The organism is Nucisporomicrobium flavum (assembly GCF_016464385.1).
In the GTDB taxonomy this organism is placed as follows: Bacteria; Actinomycetota; Actinomycetes; order Mycobacteriales; family Micromonosporaceae; genus Actinoplanes; species Actinoplanes flavus_A.
On record NZ_JADMLH010000005.1, the window covers coordinates 391,442 to 411,715 of the forward strand.

20 protein-coding genes are annotated in these 20,274 nt (G+C 72.1%); 7 read left to right on the forward strand and 13 right to left on the reverse strand.

What is annotated here, in order from left to right:
* The first annotated feature begins 77 nt into the window (after positions 1–77).
* From IT780_RS42700 to IT780_RS15795, 3 genes are all read left to right on the forward strand, one after another.
* Positions 78–1,601 carry a hypothetical protein gene (locus IT780_RS42700; RefSeq protein ID WP_199512288.1) on the forward strand — a complete coding sequence of 508 codons (1,524 nt, stop codon included), beginning with the start codon at positions 78–80 and terminating at the stop codon, positions 1,599–1,601.
* Between the two features lie 238 nt (positions 1,602–1,839).
* Positions 1,840–3,768: a DEAD/DEAH box helicase gene (locus tag IT780_RS15790; protein WP_233412870.1), complete on the forward strand. Its 1,929-nt coding sequence runs from the start codon at positions 1,840–1,842 to the stop codon at positions 3,766–3,768.
* Positions 3,769–3,860: 92 nt separating this feature from the next.
* A complete protein-coding gene (locus IT780_RS15795; RefSeq protein ID WP_199512289.1) occupies positions 3,861–4,484 on the forward strand; it encodes a putative glycolipid-binding domain-containing protein in 624 nt (207 codons plus the stop codon).
* Between the two features lie 4 nt (positions 4,485–4,488).
* Here the strand turns inward: IT780_RS15795 and IT780_RS15800 are convergent, their stop codons facing one another.
* Genes IT780_RS15800 through IT780_RS15810 form a run of 3 tightly spaced genes read right to left on the reverse strand, consistent with a single transcriptional unit; the run spans position 4,489 to position 7,534 of the window.
* Positions 4,489–5,931: a hypothetical protein gene (locus tag IT780_RS15800; RefSeq protein WP_199512290.1), complete on the reverse strand. Its 1,443-nt coding sequence runs from the start codon at positions 5,929–5,931 to the stop codon at positions 4,489–4,491.
* 5 nt (positions 5,932–5,936) lie between these two features.
* Positions 5,937–7,118 carry an L-cysteine desulfhydrase Cds1 gene (gene cds1 / locus IT780_RS15805; RefSeq protein WP_199512291.1) on the reverse strand — a complete coding sequence of 394 codons (1,182 nt, stop codon included), beginning with the start codon at positions 7,116–7,118 and terminating at the stop codon, positions 5,937–5,939.
* Positions 7,073–7,534: an Lrp/AsnC family transcriptional regulator gene (locus tag IT780_RS15810; RefSeq protein WP_199512292.1), complete on the reverse strand. Its 462-nt coding sequence runs from the start codon at positions 7,532–7,534 to the stop codon at positions 7,073–7,075. The genes cds1 and IT780_RS15810 overlap by 46 nt, the downstream gene beginning before the upstream one ends.
* 222 nt (positions 7,535–7,756) lie before the next feature.
* On the opposite strand from IT780_RS15810, the gene IT780_RS15815 reads away from it, so the two are divergent.
* Complete coding sequence (locus IT780_RS15815; RefSeq protein ID WP_199512293.1) at positions 7,757–8,032, forward strand: BldC family transcriptional regulator; 276 nt, start codon at positions 7,757–7,759, stop codon at positions 8,030–8,032.
* Here the strand turns inward: IT780_RS15815 and IT780_RS15820 are convergent.
* The 3 genes from IT780_RS15820 to IT780_RS15830 are packed head-to-tail and all read right to left on the reverse strand — an operon-like array spanning position 8,005 to position 11,020.
* Positions 8,005–8,652: a UbiX family flavin prenyltransferase gene (locus tag IT780_RS15820; RefSeq protein ID WP_199512294.1), complete on the reverse strand. Its 648-nt coding sequence runs from the start codon at positions 8,650–8,652 to the stop codon at positions 8,005–8,007. The two genes, IT780_RS15815 and IT780_RS15820, sit on opposite strands and share 28 nt — an antisense overlap.
* A 17-nt stretch (positions 8,653–8,669) precedes the next feature.
* On the reverse strand, positions 8,670–9,566 hold the full coding sequence (mqnP, locus tag IT780_RS15825; protein WP_199512295.1) for a menaquinone biosynthesis prenyltransferase MqnP: 897 nt from the start codon (positions 9,564–9,566) through the stop codon (positions 8,670–8,672).
* Positions 9,563–11,020, reverse strand: a complete 1,458-nt coding sequence (locus tag IT780_RS15830; protein WP_199512296.1) for a menaquinone biosynthesis decarboxylase — start codon at positions 11,018–11,020, stop codon at positions 9,563–9,565. Before IT780_RS15830 ends, mqnP begins: the two co-directional genes overlap by 4 nt.
* Positions 11,021–11,113: 93 nt before the next feature.
* Between IT780_RS15830 and IT780_RS15835 the strand changes: the two genes are divergently transcribed.
* Complete coding sequence (locus tag IT780_RS15835; RefSeq protein WP_307831208.1) at positions 11,114–11,971, forward strand: hypothetical protein; 858 nt, start codon at positions 11,114–11,116, stop codon at positions 11,969–11,971.
* Here IT780_RS15835 and IT780_RS15840 read toward each other — a convergent pair.
* Complete coding sequence (locus tag IT780_RS15840) at positions 11,968–12,837, reverse strand: aldo/keto reductase family oxidoreductase (RefSeq protein ID WP_199512297.1); 870 nt, start codon at positions 12,835–12,837, stop codon at positions 11,968–11,970. The two genes, IT780_RS15835 and IT780_RS15840, sit on opposite strands and share 4 nt — an antisense overlap.
* 102 nt (positions 12,838–12,939) lie before the next feature.
* Here IT780_RS15840 and IT780_RS15845 point away from each other — a divergent pair, with 102 nt between their 5' ends.
* Complete coding sequence (locus IT780_RS15845) at positions 12,940–13,794, forward strand: helix-turn-helix domain-containing protein (protein WP_307831209.1); 855 nt, start codon at positions 12,940–12,942, stop codon at positions 13,792–13,794.
* Positions 13,795–13,803: 9 nt separating this feature from the next.
* Here IT780_RS15845 and ccsB read toward each other — a convergent pair whose 3' ends face one another.
* From ccsB to hemL, 6 genes are read right to left on the reverse strand one after another with little or no spacing between them, the layout of a single operon-like run.
* Positions 13,804–14,832 carry a c-type cytochrome biogenesis protein CcsB gene (ccsB, locus tag IT780_RS15850; RefSeq protein ID WP_199512298.1) on the reverse strand — a complete coding sequence of 343 codons (1,029 nt, stop codon included), beginning with the start codon at positions 14,830–14,832 and terminating at the stop codon, positions 13,804–13,806.
* The gene (resB, locus tag IT780_RS15855) at positions 14,832–16,442 is read right to left on the reverse strand and encodes a cytochrome c biogenesis protein ResB (RefSeq protein WP_199512299.1); all 1,611 of its coding nucleotides are present in this window, start codon (positions 16,440–16,442) and stop codon (positions 14,832–14,834) included. The genes ccsB and resB overlap by 1 nt, the downstream gene beginning before the upstream one ends.
* Positions 16,439–17,197, reverse strand: a complete 759-nt coding sequence (locus IT780_RS15860) for a cytochrome c biogenesis CcdA family protein (RefSeq protein WP_199512300.1) — start codon at positions 17,195–17,197, stop codon at positions 16,439–16,441. The genes resB and IT780_RS15860 overlap by 4 nt, the downstream gene beginning before the upstream one ends.
* Positions 17,197–17,760 (reverse strand): TlpA disulfide reductase family protein, encoded by a 564-nt coding sequence (locus IT780_RS15865; protein ID WP_199512301.1) that lies wholly within the window; start codon positions 17,758–17,760, stop codon positions 17,197–17,199. The genes IT780_RS15860 and IT780_RS15865 overlap by 1 nt, the downstream gene beginning before the upstream one ends.
* A 55-nt stretch (positions 17,761–17,815) precedes the next feature.
* A complete protein-coding gene (locus IT780_RS15870; RefSeq protein WP_199512302.1) occupies positions 17,816–18,472 on the reverse strand; it encodes a histidine phosphatase family protein in 657 nt (218 codons plus the stop codon).
* A complete protein-coding gene (gene hemL / locus IT780_RS15875; protein ID WP_199512303.1) occupies positions 18,469–19,812 on the reverse strand; it encodes a glutamate-1-semialdehyde 2,1-aminomutase in 1,344 nt (447 codons plus the stop codon). The genes IT780_RS15870 and hemL overlap by 4 nt, the downstream gene beginning before the upstream one ends.
* A 123-nt stretch (positions 19,813–19,935) precedes the next feature.
* On the opposite strand from hemL, the gene IT780_RS15880 reads away from it, so the two are divergent.
* Positions 19,936–20,268: an STAS domain-containing protein gene (locus tag IT780_RS15880; protein WP_199512304.1), complete on the forward strand. Its 333-nt coding sequence runs from the start codon at positions 19,936–19,938 to the stop codon at positions 20,266–20,268.
* Positions 20,269–20,274 lie beyond the last annotated feature (6 nt).

A 20,274-nucleotide genomic window follows, 5' to 3' on the forward strand; every position in this document is an offset into this window, starting at 1 on the left:
AGGAACGCCCGGCATCCGGCTTGCCCGGCGTCGGCGCATGTGACGTCGCACGCGGGTGGCGGCGATCGGGAGGACCCATGGACGAGCGGCAGGCGGCATCGGACAGCGACGGCACGAAGCCGCCGGTTGTGCCGACGCCCGCGAGCAGCTCCGGGCCGCACGACGATCAGGGGTACGAGCTTCCCCCGCCGCCGGCCGCGGGTGCCCTGTGGGCGCCGGATCCGGCCGGCTCGGCGAAGCCGGTGTCCGGATCGGCGTCGGTGCCCAGCTCCGCGCCGGTCAGCGGATCGTCCGGCCGCGCGTCGGTGCGGGACGACAGCGCCGACAGCCGGCCCGCCACCCGGCAGGGCGGCGTCTACGGCACGCGCTCGATCGACCAGTCCGCCGAGGCGTCCGAGGCGCCGGCGACCGCGTCCGAGCCTGCCGCGCCCGCGGAGCCGGAGCCCGACCTGCCGGAGCCGTCGACGCCCGATCCGCGGCCGAAGCCGGAGCCTCCGAAGCCCACCCGCCCGGAGCCGGCGCCGTTCCCGTCGCCCTCGCCGATGCCGCCCGGCCCGGGTCCGTCGCCGTCGCCCATGCCGCCGGGTCCCGTTCCGCCTGGCCCCGGACCCAACCCGGTGCCGCCCGGCCCCGGCCCCAGCCCCATGCCGCCCGGTCCGGGTCCCAGCCCGGTGCCGCCCGGCCCTGGTCCGAGCCCCGTACCGCCGGGTCCCGGGCCGTCACCGGTGCCCGCGCCGCCGCCGTTCCCCGCTCCGCCGGTCATCCCGTCGCCGGGCCTGCCGTCGTACACGATGCCGCCGACCGGTGGTCCCGCAGCGGGCGACCTGACGATGCCCTTCACCTCCGCACCGCCCGGCGGAAACTCCGCAGCGCCCGGCGGAGGCTTCACAACGTCGGGCGGTGGCTCCGCGGCGGCCGGCGGAGGCTCCACAACGTCGGGCGGTGGCTCCGCGGCGGCCGGCGGTGGCTCCGCGGGCCACCCGCTGGCGGATCGCAACCCCGACGCGACCATGCCCTTCAACGCCGGCGCCGGGAGCGACCTCACCATGCCGTTCAACGCCGGCGCCGGAAGCGACGCCACCATGCCGTTCAAGGCCGGTGCGGGCAGCGACGCCACGATGCCGTTCAACGCGGGCGCGGGCAGCGACTCGACGATGCCGTTCGCGACGCACGCCGCCCAGCAGGCCACCACGTTCGGGGTCGGCGCATCGGGCCCGGCTCGCCAGCCGTTCGGCGGAGCCCCCGCGCCGGCCGGCGGCCCCGCCGGGCGACCTGCGACGTACGGGTCGGGTTCCGGACACGGCGGTGCCGTGCCCCAGCAGCGCGACCACGGCACGGTGTACGGCGGCCTCGCCGATTACGCGCCCGCCGACATGACGATGCCCGTGATGATGAACCCGGTGGAGAATTCCGGCTCGTTGACCGGCCACATCCTGGCCCAGGGCTGGCGCGATGGCCCCGAGGCGCAGCGCCGCAGCAACGTCAAGGTGATCGTCGCCATGCTCATCGTGCTGCTGCTCCTGGTCGGCGTGAGCCTCGTCTTCCTGTTCACCGTCGGTGACGCCTTCAGCAACATGATCGGTGGAGTTTTCTCGAAATAGTTGTCGCTCCGCCGCTGGCCACCTAGGCTGGCGAGGTTGCGCCCGGGGGTGAGACAGCCCACTACCGGCGCGGAATGCGGGCAGTGTCTGTGACGTTGACCCGTACACTGATGGCAGTAATTGACCTGGCGTGCCCTGTCGGCGCACGCCACGGGCGTTCTTGCGGGCATTTCAGCGGTCGGCTCTCAGCAGCCGAGGCGGGCCATTCGCGAGCATGCGCCCCCGTAGAGAGGTTCTCTTGACCACTTTCGCTGATCCCAGCACGTTCCCGTCCGTCTTCGAAGCACCCGCTTCCAGCACGACCCCCGAGGAGCCGCAGGCTCCCGCCGCCGCCCCGGCGGCCACCGCCGCCGACCCGGCGACGACCACCGCGGCCCTCGCCGCGGACCCGGCGATCATCACCGCCGAGCTCCCCGCCGACCCGACGACCGCCGAGGTCGAGATCGTGGAGGCGACGAAGAGCTTCGCCGACCTGGGCCTCGCCCCCGAGCTGGTCCGCGTGCTCAGCCGCGAGGGCATCACCACCCCGTTCGAGATCCAGGCCGCGACGATGCCCGACGCCCTGGCCGGCCGTGACGTGCTCGGCCGTGGGCAGACCGGCTCCGGCAAGACCCTGGCGTTCGGCCTTCCGCTGCTGACCCGGGTCGCCCGGGGCGGGCGCGCGCTGCCGCACCGGCCGAAGGCGCTCATCCTCGTACCCACCCGTGAGCTGGCGATGCAGGTCGCCGACGCGCTCATGCCGCTCGGCCGCTCGGTCGGCGTCTTCCTCAAGACCGCCGTCGGCGGCGTGCCGTACGACCGGCAGATGGACGCGCTGCGCCGCGGCGTCGAGGTGATCGTCGCCACGCCGGGCCGCCTGGGCGACCTGATCGAGCGTGGCGCCTGCAAGCTCGACGACGTCCAGGTGACCGTCCTCGACGAGGCCGACCAGATGGCCGACATGGGCTTCCTGCCCGAGGTCACCGAGCTGCTGGCGAAGACCCCGGCGGACGCGCAGCGCCTGCTGTTCTCCGCCACCCTCGACGGCGACGTCGACACGCTGGTCAAGCGGTTCATGCACGACCCGGTCACGCACTCCACGGCTCCGGCCGAGGCGAGCGTGTCCACCATGGACCACCACCTGCTGCTGATCCCGCCGCACGACAAGTTCCCGATCACCGCGTCGATCGCCAACCGTGAGGGCAAGACGATCGTCTTCGCCCGTACGCAGATGGGCGTGGACCGGCTGGTCGAGCAGCTCGCGGCGGTGGGTGTGCGCGCCGGCGCCCTGCACGGCGGCAAGACCCAGCGGGTCCGCACCCGTACGCTGGCCGAGTTCAAGGAAGGCCGCACGAACGTGCTGGTCGCCACCGACGTCGCCGCCCGCGGCATCCACGTCGACGGCATCTCCCTGGTCGTGCACGTCGACCCGCCCAAGGACCCCAAGGACTACCTGCACCGCGCCGGCCGTACGGCCCGGGCGGGCGAGTCGGGTGCCGTGGTCACGCTGGTCCTGCCCAAGCAGCGTCGCAGCACCCAGGCGATGATGCAGAAGGCGGGCGTCTTCCCCTCCGAGGTGCGCGTTCGCCTCGGCGACGAGAAGCTGGCCGAGACCACCGGCGCCCGCGAGCCCAGCGGCGTACCGGTCAAGCCGGAGCCGGAGCCGCGCGAGCGCGGTGACCGTCCCCGCCGCTTCGGCGACCGGCCGCAGCGCGGCGGTTACGACCGGCCCCGCGGCAGCTACGGTGACCGCCCGCGCGGCGAGCGTTCCTTCGGTGGCGGTGACCGGGACCGCAGCTTCGGCGACCGCCCGCGCGGCGAGCGCTCGTTCGGCGGCGACCGGGACCGCGGCGGCTTCGGCGGCGACCGGGACCGGAGCTTCGGCGACCGCCCGCGCACCGACCGGCCGGCCGGCGGCGAGCGCTCGTTCGGCGGCGGCGACCGGGACCGCAGCTTCGGCGACCGCCCGCGCACCGAGCGCTCGTTCGGCGACCGGGATCGCAGCTTCGGCGACCGGCCGCGCACCGACCGGCCGGCCGGCGGCGAGCGTTCCTTCGGCGGCGGCGACCGTCCGGCGGCCCGCAACTTCGGTGACCGCACCGGTGGTTTCCGCCGCGAGGGTGGCCGTAACGACCGACGCGAGGCCGGCGGCCGCTACCAGACGGGCCGTCCCACCCCGATCCACTGATCCAGTGATTCACTGAACGACGCGGAGAGGCCCCCGGCACACGCCGGGGGCCTCTTTGCATGCCGGCAGGTGGCCCGGGTATGAAGGGTCGCATGTCCGTTCCGCCTGGCTCGCTGTTCTGGGAGCGCCGTGACACGACCGGCGCCGAGCATGCCGTGGTCGACCTGAGCGCGGGGCTGGTCGCCCGTGGCACAGCGCTCGCCGTGGACCCGATCGCGTACACGGCGCGGTACGAGGTGCGTACCGATGACTCGTGGGTGACCACCTCCGTCGAGGTGAGCGCCGAGGGGGCCGGCTGGGGGCGTACGTTGCGGCTCCAGGCGGAAGGCGGGGCGTGGCGGGCGACGACGTCCGAGCACGGCGACCTGGACGCCGCCCTGACCGCCGCGGGGCACGCCGGTGCGGGGCTGCCCGGCGCGGAGGACCCCGATCTGCTGCTGGGGGCGTACGACGTCGACTTGACCGGCTCACCGCTGACGAACACGCTGCCGATCCGGCGGCTGGGCCTGCTCAAGGCCGAGCCCGGGGTGGCGCACCGGGTCAGCGTGGCGTGGGTGCTGCTCCCCAGCCTGGAGGTGGTGCAGGCGGACCAGATCTACACCGCGCTGGGCGACGGGAAGGTGCGCTACGCGAACGAGACGTTCAGCGCGGACCTGACCGTCGACGACGAGGGTTTCGTGCGGGACTACCCCGGCCTGGCCGTCCGGAAGGGGTAGGAGGTCAGGCGCGGTCGCGGATGTACGCGACGCACGCCTTGTCGACCGCCGCGAACGGCTTGCCGAATGCCTCGCCGGAGGCGGAGTCCAGGTCGCGGTCCTCGCGCAGGTGGAGGCGGACGAAGGTGAACAGGGCGCGCTGGCCGTACTTCTTCGCCATGCAGTCCGCCGAGAAGTGGCCGAAGCCGTAGAAGGCGTCGCCGTCGCGCAGGCGGGCCTGCGCCTTCAGCGGGTCGACCGCGATGGACTTCGGGCGCCCGCTGCCGTTGACCAGGTTGCGCACCGCCGGGCGGCGCCAGCTCGCGGTGGCCGGCCGGGGATACCAGCCGATGTACTCGGCGATGCCCTCCTTGAGCCACATGTCGCTCTCGACCCAGGTGCGCCGGTGCAGGTTGCCGACCGTCACGACGTGGCCGAGCTCGTGCTGCACCGTGGTGGCGAGGAACTCCCTGTCGTCCTTCAGCTCGGCCATGTTGAGGACCACGTCGGTGCCCGCCTCGTTACGGGGGAAGGCGTACGCGACGATCCACTTGTCCCTGATGCCGCCGTACCAGCTCTTCCACTGCTTGGCGCCGGCCACGTAGATGCGGTAGCGCTGCTGCGGGTTGCCGACCAGGGCGGCGAAGCGGTCGTTGACGACGGCGGCGTGCTCGGCGATCGGCAGGAGCCGCCGGAAGTACTTCTTCTCGCTCGGGGCGCCGATCAGGGTGACGCGCTTACCGGCGGTGGTGACGAGCTCGCCGGAGGCCCAGGGAGCGCGGTACTTGTCGGCGGTCGGCTTCCGGGGTGCCAGCGACGTGATCAACCACCCGCCCTTGCCGTGCTTGACCGTGAGCTCGAGCGCCACGGACGGCGGTCCGTCCGAGACAGTGCTCTTCTCCTTGACGCAGGTGTCGCCGGCGAGGCAGTACGCGACGTCCGCGCCGATCTTGAGGCTGCCGGACTTGTCGGGGCGCACGTCGCGGACGTACGTCCGGTAGTCGAAGTGGCTGACGCCGAGCAGGCGCAGCGACCGGTACATCGCGCGGTAGCGGTCGCGCAGCTTGCGCCTGCCGGGGTCGACAGCGGCGAGCCAGGCCTTCTCGTCGCCGCGGAGCAGGGCCTCCGCCTGGGTCTTGAGCGCCGCGTTGACCTGCTCGAACGGCGTGAGCGGCAGCTTCGGGCGGTCCTCGGCGGCCGCCTCGGCGCGGGAGTCGAGCGGATCGCGGTTGGCGACGTACACCGCGCCGGCGCCGAGGAACAGGGCGACGATCAGGGCGAGGGAGCCGCCGAACAGCAGACCCTTGCCGAGGGCACGCCGCGGCTCGGGAAGGACCGGGGACGGAAACCCCGGAGGAAGGGAATCCCACGGGTGCGGGACGCGCGGAGCGGGAACGAACGGGACAGCCCGGGTCGGGAGCCCGGCGGGCGGGGCGGGCGGGATGGTCACGTCGTCGCCGTCGGGCACGGGACTCATCCTTGCAGGTCGTCCGCCCCCGCGTCGCCCCCTTCCCGCGGCGGACGCCACGGCCCGCCGGCCAGGAACGCATTGATGCAGGCCAGCGGCGCGTCCAGGGAGAGGCCCTGCGCGGCGACCCACCGGTCGGAGTAGTAGGTGTCGGCGTACCGCTCGCCGCCGTCACAGATGAGCGTCACCACCGAGCCCGTGCGGCCCGCCTCACGCATTTCGGCTATCAGGGCGAACGCGCCCCACAGGTTCGTACCCGTGGATCCGCCGACCCGGCGCCCCAGCACGGCCGAGCCGGCCCGCATGGCCGCCAGCGACGCGGCGTCGGGCACCGGGATCATGCGGTCCACGACCGCGGGCTGGAACGACGGCTCGACCCGGGGCCGGCCGATGCCCTCGATGCGCGAGCCGCGGCCGGTCAGGATGGTCCAGTCCTGGTTCACGTACGCGGACCAGAACGCCGATCCTTCCGGGTCGACGACGCACAGCCGCGTGGGGAACCGCCGGTAGCGGGCGTACCGGCCGATCGTGGCGCTGGTGCCGCCGGTGCCCGCGCCGACCACGATCCAGGCCGGCAGCGGGTGCCGTTCCAGCCCCAGCTGCGCGTAGATCGACTCGGCGATGTTGTTGTTGCCGCGCCAGTCGGTGGCCCGCTCGGCGTGGGTGAACTGGTCCATGAAGTGCCCGCCGAGGCCGGCCGCGAGCGTACGGGCCGCCGCCACCACGGTCGTCGGGTCGTCGACGAGGTGACACTTGCCGCCCTGGAACTCGATCAGCGAAATCTTCTCGGGCGACGTGCTCGCCGGCATGACCGCGATGAACTCCAGCCCGAGCATCCGGGCGAAGTACGCCTCGCTGACCGCGGTGGAGCCGGAGGACGCCTCGACGACCGGGGTGTCCGGGCCGATCCAGCCGTTGCAGAGGGCGTACAGGAAAAGGGAGCGTGCCAGGCGGTGCTTGAGCGACCCGGTGGGGTGTGACGACTCGTCCTTGAGGTAGAGGTCGATGCCCCAGGACGGCGGGAGCGGGAACGGCAGCAGGTGGGTGTCGGCCGAGCGGTTGGCGTCGGCCTCCACGAGCGAGATGGCGTCGCTCACCCACTGCCGGCGGGCCGGGTCACAGCGCTCGAGATGCACCCTGATCAACCTACCGCCGGGTCGCGGCCGGGCTGGGGCCGGTTCTCCCATTTCGTGGAGAGCGCGATCGCCGTCCGGGTGGAGGCGACGCCGGGTGTCCGGTTGATCCGGACGATCAGCTGCTCGAGCTCGGCGATCGTGCCGACCCGGACGGTGAGCTGGTACGACTCGACGCCGGCCATGAAGTAGCAGGACTCGATCTCGGGCATGACCCGCAGCGCGGCGAGCACGTCGTCGGTGTCGGCGCCGGAGTCCTCGATGATGCCGATGAGCGCGGTGACGCCCAGCCCGATCGCCTCGGGTTCGACCTCGGCCCGGTAGCCGCGGACCGTCCCCGCCGCCTCGAGCTTGCCGACCCGCTCGTGCACGGCCGGGGCGGACAGGCCCACCTGGCGGGCGAGCTCGGCGTACGACGAACGGGCGTTGTCGCGCAGCAGGTCGATGAGGCGCAGGTCGATGGCGTCCATGGCTTCAGAGGTTAGTGCGGCCCGTCCGGGTGGTTCACGCCCGGTAGCGGGCCGGGAGCGCCCGAGCGCACAAGGATAATGGTCATCGTCGCAATCAGGGCTTTTTCCGCATTTCAGCGACTTGCTGTTTTTCCCGATGCTCTAATGGCTGTACGTCCCGATCGAGCACGCCGAACACGCACAGTGACCGCCGGCGCTCCACAACGACGCAGGGAGAGGGCCGTGGACACTGGAGACCGACTGCTGACGCCCGGGGAGGTTGCCGCGCTGTTCCGGGTCGACCCCAAAACCGTCACGCGATGGGCGGCCGCCGGACGCATCGGCAGCATCCGTACTCCGGGTGGACACCGCCGATTCCGCGAGTCGGAGGTGCGGGCGCTGCTCGAGGGCGACGGCGTGGTCGAGGAGATGCGCGAGGATGACGCGGCGAACCGGCCACGCAACGCCGGGCCGTCGAACCCCGGATCCGGCTACGGCCCGCCCAACGGGTTGCGCTGAGCGCCTCCGAGTTCGCCCCGCCACCTCGTGAACAGGTCGTGGGGCACGCCGAGCCCGTCCAGCACCTTGCCGGCGACGAAGTCGACGAGCTGCTGGGCGGTGGCGTCCGCCCCCGCGCCATAGAAGCCGGGCGAGGCGGGGAGGACCACCGCCCCGGCGTCGTGCAACGCGATCAGGTGCTCGAGGTGGCTGCGGGTCACCGGGGTCTCGCGCGGCACGACGACCGTACGGCGGCGCTCCTTGAGGGTGACCTCGGCGGCGCGCTGCAGCAGATCCTTGGACAGGCCGATGGCGATGCCCGCGCACGCGGCCGTGCTCGCGGGCACGACGGCCATACCGCGGGCCGGGTACGAGCCGCTGCTCGGTCCCGCCGCGAGATCACCGGCGGGCCAGTACACGAGGTCCGCGTCGCCGAGGTCGCGGCCCAGCCAGGCGCCGACGTCGTCCTTCCAGTGCGCGTCGCGGACGGTCGCCCCGGTCTCGTCGAGCAGCGTCAGCCGCGCGGCCCGCGAGATCACCAGGTCCACGGCCTCGCCGGCGTCGAGCAGCGCGCCGATCACCGCCCGGGCGTACGGGGTGCCGGAGGCTCCTGAGACACCGATGATCCACGGGGTGCGCATGCTTCCAGCATGCCCGATCACAGCAGGACGAGATCGAGCAGCGCGAAGAGGAACAGCGCGATCCCGACGAAGCCGTTCGCCGTGAAGAACGCCCGGTTGACCTTGGACAGGTCGGTCGGCGTGACCACGATGTGCTGGTACGCGAACGCCGCCGCGGTCAGTGCCAGCCCGATCCACCACAGCCAGCCCAGCCCGACGACCTCGCCGAACCAGACGAAGAGCGCGAAGGTCACGACGTGCGTCACGGTGGAGATGTGCAGCGCCGTACCGACCCCGAAGCGTGCCGGGGTGGAGTGCACGCCGATCCGGCGGTCGACCTCGACGTCCTGGCAGGCGTAGATGATGTCGAAGCCGCCGATCCAGAGGCCCACCGCGACGCCGAGCAGCCAGGCCGGCCCGGAGCCGTCGAACGTGCCGGTGATCGCGAGCCACGCCCCGACCGGGGCCACCGCCTGCGCCAGCGCGAGGACGTAGTGCGGGAAGTTCGTGAAGCGCTTCGCGTACGGGTAGACGACCAGCGGGATCACCGCGAGTGGCGACAGCAGCAGGCACAGCGGGTTGAGCAGCCCGGCGGCGAGGAAGAGCACGGCCAGCGAGACGATCGCTCCGGTCCACGCCGTGCGTACGCTCACCGCGCCGGTGACCAGCTCCCGGTTCTGCGTCCGGGGGTTCTGCGCGTCGATCCGCCGGTCGAGGATGCGGTTGGCCGCCATGGCGAACGTCCGGCCGGCGACCATCGCGACGGTGACGAGCAGCAGGTCGAGCCAGTGCACGCCGGTGCCCTCACGGTCCATCGCGACGGCGGCCGACAGGTACGCGAACGGCAGCGCGAAGACCGAGTGCTCGATGGCCACCAGCCGCAGGAACGCCTTGACCTTGCCGGGTTGCTCCGGCGCGGGGGCCACCGCCGTCATATGCCGTATTCCTTCCAGCGCTTGTCCACGAGGGCGGTGACCTCGCCGGACATGGTCATCTCCTCCGGCCAGCCGCGGGTGTAGCCCTCGGCGGGCAGCTTACGGGTCGCGTCGAGGCCCGCCTTGCCGCCCCAGAACTGCTGGTAGGAGGCGTGATCGAGGTGGTCCACCGGGCCCTGGGTGACGAGCAGGTCGCGGTCGTAGTCGACGTTGCCGAACGCCCGGAACGCGACCTCGTGGTAGTCGTGCACGTCGCAGTCCTCGTCCACCACGACGATCAGCTTCGACAGCGACATCAGGTGCGCGCCCCAGATCGCGTTCATGATCTTCTGGGCGTGCTTCGGGTAGCGCTTGCGGATCGAGACGATGACGCAGTTGTGGAACACCCCGGCGGCCGGCATGTCGTAGTCGACGATGTCCGGGATCAACATCTTGAGCAGCGGCAGGAAGATCCGCTCGGTGGCCTTGCCCAGCCCGTGGTCCTCCTGCGGCGGCTTCGAGGTGATGATCGAGTGGTAGACGGGCTGCTTGCGCATCGTCATGCACTCGATGTGCAGCACCGGGAACGGCTCGACCGGCGTGTAGAAGCCGGTGTGGTCGCCGAAGGGTCCCTCCGGCGCGCGCTCCCCCGGTTCGAGGTAGCCCTCGAGGATGATCTGCGCCTGCGCCGGCACCTGCAGCGGCACGGTGAGGCAGTCGACCATCTCGACGCGCTCGCCGCGCAGGAAACCGGCGAACATGTACTCGTCGATGTCGCCGGGCAGGGGCGCGCTGGCCGCGTAGCTGACGACCGGGTCACACCCGATCGCGACGGCCACGGGCAGCCGTTCGCCGCGCCGCTCGGCGACCGCGTGGTGGGCGGTCGAATCCTTGTGGATCTGCCAGTGCATGCCCAGCGTGTTCTTCGAGTGCTGCTGCAGCCGGTAGAGGCCCAGGTTGCGCTTGCCGGTCTCCGGGTGCTTGGTGTGGGTCAGCCCGAAGTTGTGGAAGATGCCGCCGTCGCCGGGCCACACCTGCAGGCCGGGCAGCCGGTCCAGGTCCACCTCGTCGCCCTTGAGCACGACCTCCTGGCAGGGCGCCGACTTCACCTTGCGCGGCGGCACCGACTTGAGCTGCAGCACCTTGCCCAGGCCCTCGCGGATACCCGACCAGCCGACCGGCAGCTCCGGCTTGATGAGCTCGCCGATGCGGTCGCCCACCTCGTCCAGCGAATCCACGCCGAGGGCCATCGCCATGCGCTTCTCCGTACCGAACAGGTTGACGACGACCGGCATCTCGCCGCGGGTCGGTCGCTCGAAGAGCAGGGCCGGGCCGCCCGCCCGGACAGTCCGGGTCACGATCTCGCTGATCTCCAGGGTCGGATCGACCGGTACGCGCACCCGGCGCAGCTCGCCGGCCTTCTCCAGGGCCGTGATGAAGCTCTGCAGGTCGTGGTACGGGAACTTCGCAGCCATGCATCCAGTCTGTCACCCGTCACCGGACGATCTTTCCCGGCGTTGGAGTCTGCGGTTCGGTTTGCGTACGGCTCGGGGGACGGGGTGGGCGGCGTGAGGTTCCGGTTCGTGGCACGGTGGTGCGCCCTGGCGGGTCTGGCCGGCGCGCTGGGGGTGGCGGCGCCCGCGGCCTCCCAGCCCAGCCACCGCCTCCCCGAGTGCAAGCCGGGCCGGGCGTCCACCAAGGCGCCGATCCGCCCGGCGGGGAACTCGGCCCCGAAGGCGTGCCGGGCCGCGGCACGGGTGCTGGAGTCCGGCGTACGGATGGACGCCGTCCGCAACACCCCGAGCGGCTACCACCACCTGGGCGCCGGCACGGGCAACGAGTGGAGCGGCGTCTTCGGCCGCCTCTCCGTCGTCGACAGCGCGGTACGGCGCAACACGTACGACTTCGTCGCCAGCCGTTTCATGGTGAAGCGGGACCTGGGCAACGGTCGCATCGCCTGGCTGGAGGCGGGCTGGGCCGAGACCGGCTGGGCCGGCCAGGCGCGCCAGCGCGTCTACACGTTCAACACCAACACGAACTCCTGGCAGTTCTACGACCAGTACCAGCTGCGGCCGGGCGACCGGGTGTGGCTGGACATCCACACGGACTCCGACAACGTGTGGCAGGCGTGGCTGTGGTGGAACAACCGCTGGAACCTGCTCACCGCCCAGAAGCTGCCGATTGGCTCGAGCGCGTACGTCGAGCAGTACGTCGAGGTGCACGTCGACTCCGGCCGGCCCGCCCGCCTCAAAGTCCCGCCGGTGACCGTCGACAACGTGCAGCTGCGTCCCGCCGACCGTGGCCCGGCCCGGTACTGGCGGGAGGACGTCGACACGCTGACCGGCGGCGCCGCCCGAGAGCGTACGGGCGGCTTCTGCCTCGACTGGATCACCCACTACGACACGTGGACCGCCGGCGACTGCTAGCGCCCGATCTTGTCCAGCTCGGCGAGGTCGTCGCCGGACAGCACGAGTCCCGCGCCCGCGACGTTCTGCCGCAGGTGGGCCACCTTCGAGGTGCCGGGGATGAGCAGGATGTTCGGTGACCGCTGCAGCAGCCACGCCAGCGCGACGGACATCGGCGAGGCGTCAAGCCGCGCCGCCACGGCCGAGAGCGCCGCGGACTGCAGCGGGCTGAAGCCGCCGAGCGGGAAGAACGGCACGTACGCGATGCCCTCGGCGGCGAGCCGGTCGATCAGCTCGTCGTCCTGCCGGTACGCGAGGTTGTAGAGGTTCTGCACGCACACGATCGGCGCGATGCTCTGCGCCTCGGCGACCTGCTCCACCGTGGCGTTGCTCACCCCGAGGTGCCGGATCAGCCCCTGCCGCTGCAGCTCCACCAGCGCCTCGAACGGTTCCGCGAGCGAGCCCGGCCGGGGTCCCGTCGCGTCGCCCAGCCGCAGGTTGACGAGGTCGAGCGCGTCCACACCCAGGGCCTCGAGGTTGTCGCGTACGGCTCGGCGTACGTCGTCCGGCGTCCGGGCCGGGGGCCAGCCGCCCTGAGAGTCGCGGACCGCGCCGACCTTCGTGACGAGGTGCAGCGATTCCGGGTACGGGTGCAGCGCCTCCCGGATCAGCCGGTTCGTGACGTGCGGCCCGTACGCGTCGCTGGTGTCGATGTGGGTGATGCCGAGCTCGACGGCCTCACGCAGCACGGCCAGAGCGCCGTCGTGGTCGGCGGGCGGCCCCATGACCCCGGGCCCGGCGAGCTGCATGGCGCCGTACCCGAAGCGGGTGACGGTCAGGTCGCCCATCGTCCAGGTGCCGCCGGGAAGGGAAGAGGAATCAGTCATGCGGCCACCCTCCCGGCTCCCGTCGGGGCCGCCCAGATCCCCGTTGATACTGGTAGTGACAGGGACAGGAACCTGCCACCGGCCGCGGCTACCGTGGGACGGGTGCAGGACGACAACCGGCTCGGGGACTACCTCCGGGCGCGCCGCAAGCTGGTGACGCCGGAGGATGTCGGCCTGCCCGTACGCGGCATGCGCCGGGTGGCCGGCCTGCGCCGCGAAGAGGTGGCCATGCTCGCCGGGATCAGCGCCGAGTACTACCTCCGGCTCGAGCAGGGCCGCGACCGCAACCCGTCGGTGCAGGTCCTGGAGGCGCTCGCCCGGGTGCTGCGGCTGGACGACACCGCGCTCGCGTACCTGCTGCAGCTGGTGGCGCCCCGCCCCCGGGCCCGCGCCCGCCGGCCCCGCCGCCAGACCGTGCCGCCGGCGACCGCCCAGCTCCTGGCCACGATCGGGCTGCCGGCGTTCGCCGCGGACAAATACTTCACCGTGCTCGCCACCAACCCGGCGGCGACCGCGCTGACCCCCAACGTACGGGTCGGCGAGAACCGGCTCCGGTCGCTCTTCCTCGACCCGGCCGAGCAGGAGCTGCACCTGGACTGGGCGGCCACCGTACGGGAATGCGTGGCCGCGTTCCGCCGGCGGCTCGGCTCGGACGCCGACGACCCGCGGGCCGTGCAGCTCGTGGGCGAACTCTCCCTCGCCAGCGACGTCTTCCGCCAGGAATGGGCCCGCCACGACGTCCGCCCGATGCGGGGGCAGCCGGTCCGGATGAAACACCCGCTGGTGGGCGAGCTGTCGCTGGGCATGTCGAAGCTGGACGTGGACGGCACCGACGGGATGGTGCTGGTGGTCTACCACCCCGAACCGGGCACCGAGGACGCCGACCGCCTGGCCCTGCTCACCTCCCTGGCCGCTGCCCCGGCGACCCGGGAGGTCACCGCCGCGGCGGAGGCGTGAGGCCGGTTCCTACATGCCGCCGGCGTTGGCGTACGAGTGCAGGCCCTCGAAGAAGAGGTTCACGCCGAACAGGTTCATCAGCATTGTCGCGAAGCCGAGCAGGGCGATCCAGGTCGCCGTCGTGCGCTTGACGCTCGGGGTGGCTCGGGCGTGCAGGTAGCAGGCGTAGACGACCCAGGAGATGAACGCCCACACCTCCTTGGGGTCCCAGCCCCAGTAGCGGCCCCAGGAGGCTTCCGCCCACAGCGGCCCGGCGATCAGCGCGCCGAACGTGAAGAGCGGGAAGGCGAAGGCGTGCAGGCGGAACGTGAGTCGTTCCAGCGTGGCCGCCGCGGGGACCTTGGCGCCGAGCGTGTACGGGAACGAGCGCCTGCCCTCGTCGTACCCGGTGCGGATGAGGAACATGGCGGCCGGGACCGCGCCGATCAGCAGGATGCCGCTGGCGATGATGATCGTGCTGACGTGGATGACGTACCAGTACGAGTTGAGCGCCGGGACGAGCGGGCCGACCGGGGTGTACGCGATCAGGCCGGCCGCGCCGAGCAGCACCACGAGCGCCAGCGCGGCGAACAGGCCGAGGTGGCGGACGGCGGGGCGGCGGGTGAGCACGCCCAGCCAGACCGCGGAGCCGACCAGCGTCACGGCGAGGATGAACTCGTACATGTTGCCCCACGGCATGCGGTGCGCCGCGACGCCGCGGGTCACGACCGTGCCGAGGTGCAGGGCGAAGGCGAGCCCGTTCAGCCCGACGGCGATGCGTCCGAGCAGCTCGCCGCGGTCCCGGCGCGGGGCCTCCGGCGTGCCCGCGGACGAAGTGGGTTCGTCCGCCTCATCGGGGGCGGAAGCGAGCACGTCCGGCTCACCGGGAGCGGCGGGCGGCACGGGAGCGCCCGCGCCGACGAGTTCCCGGGCGGGCCGGGCCGCGGCGCGGCCGATGTGGCTGCGGTCGCCGAACGCGTACTCCGCCGCGTAGCAGACCATCGCGGCCAGGTACGCCAGCACCGTGACAGCCATCAACTGGTTGGACAACTCCGCCATCAGGGCGTCCCTCCCTCATCGCCGCGTGCGGCGCCCACGACCTGCTGGAACTCCTCGCCGAAGCCCGGGTAGTCGGTGCGGGGCAGCCCACCGGCCTCCACCACGCTACCGGACCCCTCTCGGGGCGTGATCCGGAACCACAGCCGCCGCCGATGCCCGCCCAGCGACAGCATCAGACCGAGCAGCCCCAGCACCGCGCCGCCGAGCACGAGCGGCTGGGTGGGGTCGTAGCGCACCGACAGCGTGGCGAACGGCCGCGTACCCAGGAACTCGAGCTTCGTACCGTCGTCGAGCTTCCACGTCTGGCCCGGGGTGAGCCGCTGCGGGCGGACGCCGCTGACCTGTTTCAGCCTGCCGGTCGCGATCTGGCCGCGGTCCAGCGCGTACACCGAGCCGGGCAGGCCCGCGTCGACGCCGAGGTTGCCCCGGTACGCCGTCAGGAACAGCGTCGGGTCGTTCTCGGCCGGGAACACCGAGGTCGGGCCGCCCTGGGGATCGACCGTGGGCAGGTACACGCCCTCGAAGCCGACCTGCAGGTTCTCGTCGCGCTTGTTGGTCTTCGGGTCGATGTTGACGTCCGGGAACTGGGCGACGCCCTCGCTGGTGAACATCCCGTCGCGGGGCAGGAACGGCAGGATCTTCGTCTGCTGCTCGCCGTACCGGTCGGTGTAGCGCAGGATCACCGCGTAGCCGTGGCCGAGCAGGTGGACGTTGGCCTGCGGCAGCCGCAGCGGATCGTTGACCGTGAAGCGTTTCCGCTGCCACGGTCCGTCCTGCTTCGCCTGGACGTCCACGGTGGCCTCGAAGGTCTTCGGCTGCCCGGTGGGCTGGAACGCCGCCTGGAAGTCGTCCAGCCGCAGGCAGAAGAACGGCAGATCGGAGGCGTCGATCCGGGGGCCGAGCGTGGACTCGTCGTACTGCGTGACGGAGTTGCAGAAGCCCTGGTCGGCGCCCTGCACGAGGAGACGGTTGCCGTGCCAGCCGTACCAGTGCCCGAAGCCCACGCCGACCAGCACCGCGAGCAGCGCCAGGTGGAAGAGCAGGTTGCCGCTCTCCTTGAGATAGCCCTTCTCCGCCGCGACCGTCCACGCACCGCCGTCGCCCTCGCGCACGATCGTGCGGAAGCGGCGCTTGCGCAGCGCCGCGGCGGCAGCGGCCGCAGCGGCGGCCGGATCATCGGACCGTTCCTCCCCGGCGGCATGCTGCGGCAGGCGTTCCAACCGGCGCGGCGCATCCGGGGGTACGGTGCGCAGCGCGCGGACGTGATCCACGAGCCGCGGCACCACGCAACCGATCAGCGACGTGAACAGCAGCAGGTAGATCGCGGCGAACCAGGGGGACGCGTACACCTCGAAGCCGCCGACGCGGTCCAGGATCGGGGCGAGCTTCGGATGGGCCTGGTAGTAGCCGCTGACCTTCTCGGCGTTGAGGGCGCGCTGCGGCAGCACCGACCCGGGGATCGCGGCGACGGCGAGCAGGAACAGCAGCACCAGAGCCGTACGCATGCTCGTCAGCTGCCGCCACGAGTTGCGCAGCAGCGCCCACGCGCGGTTGGGCCGGCGCGGCGGCGGCGAGGCCGCGGGGGCGGGACGTTCCTCCACGACGGTCACAGCAGCGTTCCGTCGAACGTGAACGTCGTCTGCAGCCAGATGAGGAAGCTGTCCCAGCCGCCGGTGACGAGCGTGATCCCGACGACGATGAGCAGCGCGCCGCCGATACGGGTGACCCAGCGGCTGTTGCGGCGTACCGCCTTGAAGACCCCGAGCAGGCGCCGGAAGAAGAGCCCGAACAGCACGAACGGCACCCCCAGCCCCAGGCTGTACGCCAGCGCCAGCGTCACCGCCCGGTCGGTCTCCCCGGCGGTCGTGGCGAGCCCGAGCACCGCCCCGAGCGTGGGGCCGACGCACGGGATCCAGGACAGCGCGAAGAGCGCGCCGAACACGGGCGCCCCGATCAGCCCGGCGTTGGGCAGCTTGCTGATGCGGATCTCCCGCTGCAGGCCGGGGATCAGACCGAGGAAGGCGATGCCGAGCACGATGACCAGCACGCCGAGCACGATGTTCAGGGTCTGCCGGTGGGTCTGCAGGGTGATGCCGATGTTGGCGACCAGCGTCGCCATCAGCGTGAACACGACTGCGAAGCCGAGCACGAAGAGGCTGGTGCCGGCCAGGATGCGGCCCTTGGTGCGGGCCCGTTCCGCGGCGTCCAGGTCGGAGCCGGCCAGACCCGTCACGTACGAGAGGTAGCCGGGGATCAGCGGCAGTACGCAGGGCGAGAGGAAGCTGACCAGACCGGCCACCGCGGCAGCCGCGATCGCCAGGATCAGCGGCCCGGTGCTGGCGGTGTTGGCAAATGATTCGCCCATCAGCCGGTCGCTTCCGCTGCGATGCGTTCGACGACGGGCTTGAGGATGCCGATCGTGGTGGCGCCCCGGATGGCAGCCGCGATCCGGCCCTGCCGGTCCAGGATCAGCGTGGCCGGGGTGCTCACCTGCGTCACGTCGAACTTCAGCGCCACGCTGCCATTCGGGTCGAAGATGCTCGGGTACGTGACCCGCCCGCGCTCGAAGGCCTTCGCGGCGTCCCGGTCGTCCCGCGAGTTCACCCCGATGAACGTCACGTTCTTCGCCTTGGTCGCCTGGTACGTGCCCTCGAGGTCGTCCGCCTCGGCCCGGCACGGGTTGCACCAGGAGCCCCAGAAGTTGACCACCACGACCTTGCCGCGGTCCTGCGCGACGTCGTACGTGCCGCCGCCGAGCAGCTCGCCGGTCACCTCGCGGGCCTGCGGGCGCTGGTCAGGCGTGCACTCGATGACGTTGTCCGCGTTCGTCGTGCACTTCTTCTCCCAGCTCTCGCTGCCGCACCCGGTCAGGGCACCGGCCGCGACGGCGGCGGTGAGGACGACAGCGGCGAGCCGGCGCACGGTCAAGCTGTGCTGCTTGACAGCCTGCCGTCGCGACCCTCGCTGCGCTCGGCTCACTTCGTCATGCCCCTTTAGCGGTCCTGGCGCCGGGCGACATCGCGACCAGCGCGGCTGCGGGCTCGGCGTAGTCGATGCCGACCACCTTCGAGCCCTCGAAGCGGAACGAGGTCAGGCTCGCCAGCCCGCACTGCCGCTTGCGGGGATCGTGCCAGAGGCGCTTGTTCTCGATGTGCCGGCGCAGCGTCCAGATCGGAAGCTGGTGCGAGACGCAGACCGCCTCGTGCCCCTCCGCGGCGACCCGGGCGGCCTGGACCGCGGCGAACATCCGGTGGGCGATCACCAGGTATGCCTCGCCCCAGCTCGGCGTGATCGGGTCACGCAGCACCCACCAGTTGCGCGGGTTGCTGAAGGCGCCGTCGCCGACCGACACCTTCTTGCCCTCGAAGAAGTTGGCGCTCTCGATCAGCCGGGTGTCGGTCGCCGTCTCCAGCTTGAACTGCTCGGCGAACGGCTCGGCGGTCTCCTGTGCGCGCTCCAGAGGGCTGGCCACCACGTACGTCACGTCGCGCTCGGCGAGGTGCTCCGCCGCCGCCTTCGCCATCTGCCGGCCCAGCTCGGAGAGGTGGAAGTCGGGCAGGCGGCCGTACAGGATCTTGCCCGGGTTGTACACCTCGCCGTGCCGCAGCACGTGCACGGTGGTCCTGGTGGGTTCGCTCATGGGGTGCTCCCCGCTGCCGCGGCGGCGCGAGCCGCAGCCGGCAGCGCCGCACCGATGGTCTCCAGGGCGTCGTCGTCGAGGGCGGTCGACACGAACCACGACTCGAAAGCGCTCGGCGGCAGGTAGACCCCGCGGGCGAGCATCGCGTGGAAGAACGCCTTGAACGCCGCGCTGTCCTGCGTCTTCGCCGTGGCGTAGTCGCGGACGTCCGCGTCGGTGAAGAAGATCGAGAACATGTTGCCCGCGTACGAGAGCCGGTGCGCGACGCCCGCGGTGTTCAGCGCGTCCGAGGCGAGCGCACCCACGGTGGCCGACACCTCGTCGAGGCGTTTGTAGGCCGCCTCGTCCGCCAGGCGCAGGCTGGCCAGGCCGGCCGCACAGGCGAGCGGGTTACCCGAGAGCGTGCCGGCCTGGTACACCGGGCCGGCCGGGGCCAGGCGCGACATGATCTCCGTGCGGCCGCCGAACGCCGCCGCGGGCAGGCCGCCGCCCATGACCTTGCCGTACGTGAACAGGTCGGCGTCGACCGGCTCGAGCCCGGCCCAGCCGCCCGCGGAGACCCGGAAGCCGGTCATCACCTCGTCGACGATGAGCAGCGCGCCGTTCGCGTGGGCGATCTCGGCCAGCCGCTGGTTGAAGCCGTCGCGCGGGGCGACCACGCCCATGTTGCCGGCGGCGGCCTCGGTGATGATCGCGGCGATGTCGTCCTGCCCGGCGAAGACCGCCTCGACCGCGGCCGCGTCGTTGTACGGCAGCACGATCGTCTCGCTCGCCGCCGCGCCCGTGACGCCGGGCGAATCGGGCAGCCCCAGCGTGGCGACGCCGGAACCGGCCGCGGCGAGCAGCGCGTCGACGTGGCCGTGATAGCAGCCGGCGAACTTCACGATCTTGGAGCGGCCGGTGTAGCCGCGGGCCAGGCGGATCGCCGTCATCGTCGCCTCGGTGCCCGAGTTGACCAGGCGTACCTGCTCCACGGGGGTGCGCCGGACGATCTCCTCGGCCAGCTCCACCTCGCCCTCGGTGGGCGTGCCGAAGCTGGTGCCGTGGGCGGCGGCGGACTGCACGGCGGCGATGATCGCCGGATGCGCCTGCCCGTGGATCAGCGGACCCCACGAGCAGACCAGGTCCACGTAGCGGCGCCCGTCGGCGTCGACCATCCACGGACCGGCGCCCCGGGCCATGAACCGCGGCACGCCGCCGACGGCCCGGAACGCACGCACGGGTGAATTGACCCCGCCCGGCACGATGGCCTGGGCGCGGTCGAAAAGGGCCTGGGAAGCCGGTGCGTCCTCCGGGTACGGAGTGCCGGCGCGGTATGAGGTGGTCACGGCGAATCCCATTCTGTCAGCGTCCCGCGCGGATCGTCCGCCCAGCCCCGCACCGGGTTGTTCAGGTCACCTCGCGACCGCAGGCCAAACCATGCTCAACAGGCAACATTCGGCAGCCCGCGATAGGGTGGCCGGGTGGAGCGACCGGAGCTGTCCATCGCGATTGAGCGCGCCACCGACGAGGTCGTCTTCCACCTCGCCGGTGAGATCGACGTGCTCACCGTGGCGAAGCTGTCCGCGATGGTGAACGAGGTGCTGCAGGAGTCCGAGCTGCCTGCGCGCATCGTGCTCGACATGGCCGGGGTCACGTTCTGCGACTCGCAGGGCCTCGGCACCCTCGTCGTCCTGAGCCGCAAGGCCCAGCACGCCCGCGCGGTGCTGTCGCTGGCCAACGTGGGCGACTTCCTCATGCGCGTGCTCGACATCACCGGGCTGCGTACGGCCCTGATGATCTCCTCCACCGCCTGACGCCCC

Bases quoted from the DNA above. Each gene is read 5' to 3' on its own strand.
- ccsB (WP_199512298.1), bottom strand. From the start codon at position 14,832: ATGGCGGAGTTGTCCAACCAGTTGATGGCTGTCACGGTGCTGGCGTAC.
- IT780_RS15840 (WP_199512297.1), bottom strand. From the start codon at position 12,837: ATGACTGATTCCTCTTCCCTTCCCGGCGGCACCTGGACGATGGGCGAC.
- hemL (WP_199512303.1), bottom strand. From the start codon at position 19,812: ATGGGATTCGCCGTGACCACCTCATACCGCGCCGGCACTCCGTACCCG.
- IT780_RS42700 (WP_199512288.1), top strand. From the start codon at position 78: ATGGACGAGCGGCAGGCGGCATCGGACAGCGACGGCACGAAGCCGCCG.
- IT780_RS15830 (WP_199512296.1), bottom strand. From the start codon at position 11,020: ATGGCTGCGAAGTTCCCGTACCACGACCTGCAGAGCTTCATCACGGCC.
- IT780_RS15860 (WP_199512300.1), bottom strand. From the start codon at position 17,197: ATGGGCGAATCATTTGCCAACACCGCCAGCACCGGGCCGCTGATCCTG.
- IT780_RS15820 (WP_199512294.1), bottom strand. From the start codon at position 8,652: ATGCGCACCCCGTGGATCATCGGTGTCTCAGGAGCCTCCGGCACCCCG.
- IT780_RS15810 (WP_199512292.1), bottom strand. From the start codon at position 7,534: ATGGACGCCATCGACCTGCGCCTCATCGACCTGCTGCGCGACAACGCC.
- IT780_RS15795 (WP_199512289.1), top strand. From the start codon at position 3,861: ATGTCCGTTCCGCCTGGCTCGCTGTTCTGGGAGCGCCGTGACACGACC.
- IT780_RS15870 (WP_199512302.1), bottom strand. From the start codon at position 18,472: ATGAGCGAACCCACCAGGACCACCGTGCACGTGCTGCGGCACGGCGAG.
- cds1 (WP_199512291.1), bottom strand. From the start codon at position 7,118: ATGGGAGAACCGGCCCCAGCCCGGCCGCGACCCGGCGGTAGGTTGATC.
- mqnP (WP_199512295.1), bottom strand. From the start codon at position 9,566: ATGACGGCGGTGGCCCCCGCGCCGGAGCAACCCGGCAAGGTCAAGGCG.